Origin of the sequence: Candidatus Borrarchaeum sp. (assembly GCF_019058535.1) — an archaeon.
GTDB classification, from domain to species: domain Archaea; phylum Asgardarchaeota; class Sifarchaeia; order Borrarchaeales; family Borrarchaeaceae; genus Borrarchaeum; species Borrarchaeum weybense.
Window position 1 is genome coordinate 1 of the sequence record NZ_JAHPYX010000206.1, and the last position, 3,978, is coordinate 3,978.

Sequence of the window (3,978 nt, forward strand, 5' to 3'; positions counted from 1 at the left end):
ATCCTTATTGGATCATGGATGAAAAGGCAGCGGCGATCCCGCCTGGTAGTGAAGGACTTATATTCCTTCCTTGGACCACGGGATCTATAACACCGGAATGGAGTTCGACTGCACGAGGTACATTTCTTGGTTTCACTCTTGGACATACCAGAGCGCACTTTACACGTGCGATTATGGAAGGCAGTACCTATTACGCCCGTGATGTTATCGAGCGATTCGAGGAATTAGGCTTTCCTGTAAGTAAAATAATTGCTACTGGTGGAGGCTCTCGGAGTGCACTTTGGAGAAAGATCAAAGCCGACACTCTAGGAAAACCTATTGTATCACCCGTAAGTGAAGACGTTTCAACCATAGGGGCAATTGTACTCGCTGCAGTAGGAGTGAAATTATACAAATCAGTGGATGATGCAGTACAGAAATTCGTAAAATTCAAAGAAGAAGTCCTAATGCCAGATGAAAAGAATTTAGACACCTATACAAAACTCTACAAGACGTATAAAAAGACGTATTGGGCGCTCAATGATATCTTCAAAGAGATATCGCAATTTCAGTTGGGTACATAATTTCAAAGATTGTTTTCTTCCTGAAAGACGCTAGAGATACACCATTTTTCAGGTAGAATTCTTATTTTTTATAGATGTAGATGTTTATACAACCTTCAGCAACAAATGGAATTTTAATACCGAATGAAAGTGACATATTCTCCATTTCCATAACATCCTGTAACAGTGATTCATCGAAACCTTCTAGCCTTTTCTTAATCCGAGTGATAAGTCTTTCAAGGACTCTTCGTCTCTCTCCTTCTATTGTAAGCTTCTGAATTTCATCCAAATTTATATTAAACGTAGTGTCTACTCCTGTCTCACTTATTTTCCCTGTAATCTGTAGGCTGACTTGATATTTAGCAACTAATCTTTCAGCTATATCCTTTATTGCCTCAATAGCAGCATCTCGAATTTGGAGAATTCTGTCAATTAATCTCTTTTCTTCGCTCAAAACTATCCCTCTTTTCACAGAATTCACTATTCCGTAATATTTATTGTTTTCCCTCGCTTTTGACAATATCAGTGTCCATTTACGGAAAAATCATTCGAATTTGTTAAATCATGTATTGTGAGAAAAAATGCAATTTCCTCAGCAGTAAATATAAAAAATGTCTACAAATGTCCAAATTTGAAAAAAGAGTGGATGAAAGGGGTGGATCGCTCCGCCCTAGGAGGCTAGTTGACGCTGCCTCATTCTATATCGATCTTTTAGTTCTTGTTTTTTCCCTGCGTTCCAACCACTTACTGCTTGGTAATAACCAGTTATCCTACTATACCATTCCAAGTTTCGACCATTGCAAATTGGGCACTGATCTAATAAACCGCCAGATGTTGAATTACATTCCCGGCATACGCTCATATCCTTTGTATAAGCCATATAACCGATTGCTGTTTCAGTAAACATCCTGCGTGTTACTTGCATCAAGGCTTCGGGGTCGGGATGTGCTTCGCCTAACCAAACGTGAAAGATATTTCCTCCCGAAAGAGCTGGGAAAAATTTGTTTTCAATCGACATCTTCTTTGAAAGTGGGATTTCTGCGTCTACTGTAACATGGGTTCCATTGCTGTAATACACGGGAAGATCTACATTTTTTGTGCCATTCGCTCCAATGCTACTCAAGTCGCCTTTTACTACTTGTATTGCCTGTTCCCTGAAATGAACAAGGTCTGAAATTGCCATTTTCTGCGCTGTGCTTTCTGCGGGAGTTCGTGCACAAGCTAATAGTAGTCCACTTTCCTCCTGTAACATCTCTTTGATTCGTTCCATTTCCACTATGAATCTAAGGGCAAATCTGAGTGCAGAATTATCCTCGTGAAGTTGATATCCCGTGTGATATTGAACTAATTCGTTGACGCCAACCAGTCCAAAGACGTGCCTTAATTGGGTATGATCTACTGCCGGTGGTAAGGAATGTCCATTCACTCTTGGAGTCTGAGTCATAAAGGGGAGGAGCCCTCTGTTCATTTGTGACTTCATCCAGCGCTCTTTTATCGCGAAAACGCGTAACGCCATCCTCATTGACTTTTCCAGTTCTTCAAATAGTTGTGCGTCATCTCCTTTCGCAAGGTACGCATGTTGCGGTGCGTTTAATGATACTACTTGCCAAGCGCCCCAGCTGAAATGTGCTCCATCTTTAAAATACAGTTTGTCCCAAAACTGAGGATCTTCCTTGTCCGATGTACTTTGATCATATGCACAGCATTGATAACAACCTATTTTGACCTCATTATCCCCGATACCACTTCTATAACTTGGGATTCTGTTCTCGAAGTATGGAGTTCCATATTTCGCAACAACTTCATGTACTAAACGATAATAATCCTCGTATTCTTTTCCTAAGAATTCTTTGTCATAGAGAACTTCTAGTTTCGGAAACACAAAGGGTTTATGCCAGTAGTCCCCTTCTAATGCCACTTCAAAAACTGCTTGAACAAATTTTTGCACTTCTTCTTCATAGTTTCCATAAGTGTCTTCCAATACTTTGCCATGCATAACTGCAGGCAAGTCTCTATATACTTCGGGCACCCCAGGTGGCATTTGCAAACTCGCAAACATCAATTGTCCGCCACGAGCAACATACGCTTGCCCAATTTCGTAGAACAACATCTGCGCCAATTGTTTTATGTGATCATAACTTAATCCCCTCAAATAAGGTGCCATATAGACTGGATAATTATACAGACCTTGCCCACCAGCAAAATTTGTCTGCCCTGCAGCCATTACCTTTACAGAGTGCAAAAGTGCAACTTCAGGGTGCTTAGGTGGGCCAGCTACAGCTGTATGCAGTCCAGTACCATCGGGAAGTAAACCTCCATAAAGAAAATATCGTAAATCCCAGTTTTGACAGAAAGGGCGAGTCGCTAAATATTCTAAATCATGAACATGAATCCGTTTGGTGAGATGTGCATCCCCAATTTCGTGTGGAAGCACGGCTAACATATTTGCATCTTTGGCAGTTTTGTCAGCAATCTTTTTGTGAACGGTTTCTGGATTTGGCTGAAGATTAGCATTTTCTCTAGCTTCATAGCCTCCCCCTTGGATAATTTGTAGATAATCATAAATGGGAGTCCCAACACGGGTGTAGAAATTACGATAAACTGCATATCGGGGATCCTTCTTTGCTTTTAGCAGCATTAAAGTGCAAACTAACTCTCTGATAAGGGGAGCAGAAACAAAAGGAAGATTTTTTATGTGTCGCTTTACACTCTTGGCCAACTCACGTGCTTCGGTCACAATTAGTGGTTGGACATCAGAATATTGCTCTGATACATAAGCAGTTTCTTTTAATAATGATTTCACAATTTTATCGGGATTAAATGGCTCAAGAAGTCCACTACTTGTTCTCACGAGTATCGTGCCCTTTTCTTCCTTCTGAACAACTTTGAGCCAGTTATCTAATTTCATCTGTGATAAGCTTATCTTAGCTGCGACCATCTAGCAATCCCCTCTTTCACTTCATATTTTGCTTTATAAAACGAATATATATAATTCTAGCGCGCGACATGTGTGCTATATGCATGATACACAAATATATGCCTTTAGCACACTGAAAACATAGACGTCTATTGTAGTTTCATTGCTATAAAGGTTTTCATTACAGGTAGGCGCGCTCAGTATCTCTTGATGTTCATTTTCTCTAATGATTTTGTGCAATCATCCCGACAAAAATACCCAAACTATACATAGGACATTGGATAGCAGTGAACTACCACCCTACAAGTAGGCTGGCTTCCTGAATCATTCATTCCCCAACGGGACATGTCAAACAGGCTCTACGGGCAGTTCCTGCCCTGAATGCATGATTAATATGAGAAGTGGCGAGTGTGACCTCAGCTCAATTCTAACTACCAGAGGTACCACACCTTATTTAAGTGTTGGGGACCACTGTGAAAGTGAACACGTAACACGATTCATCCCCCCAACAAGTAGAGG

Annotated in this window: 3 protein-coding genes; 1 reads left to right on the plus strand and 2 read right to left on the minus strand. The window is 40.7% G+C overall.

The window, feature by feature from the left end; all coding sequences use genetic code 11:
* Window positions 1-563, plus strand: a 563-nt coding sequence (locus QVB70_RS12510; RefSeq protein ID WP_287586756.1) for an FGGY-family carbohydrate kinase, incomplete at its 5' end; no start/stop codon positions are given.
* 61 nt (window positions 564-624) lie between these two features.
* Here the strand turns inward: QVB70_RS12510 and QVB70_RS12515 are convergent.
* Both QVB70_RS12515 and nrdD read right to left on the minus strand, forming a co-directional pair.
* A complete protein-coding gene (locus QVB70_RS12515) occupies window positions 625-996 on the minus strand; it encodes a hypothetical protein (RefSeq protein WP_287586759.1) in 372 nt (123 codons plus the stop codon).
* 216 nt (window positions 997-1,212) lie between these two features.
* Window positions 1,213-3,480, minus strand: a complete 2,268-nt coding sequence (gene nrdD, locus QVB70_RS12520; RefSeq protein WP_287586761.1) for an anaerobic ribonucleoside-triphosphate reductase — start codon at window positions 3,478-3,480, stop codon at window positions 1,213-1,215.
* Between the last annotated feature and the right edge of the window lie 498 nt (window positions 3,481-3,978).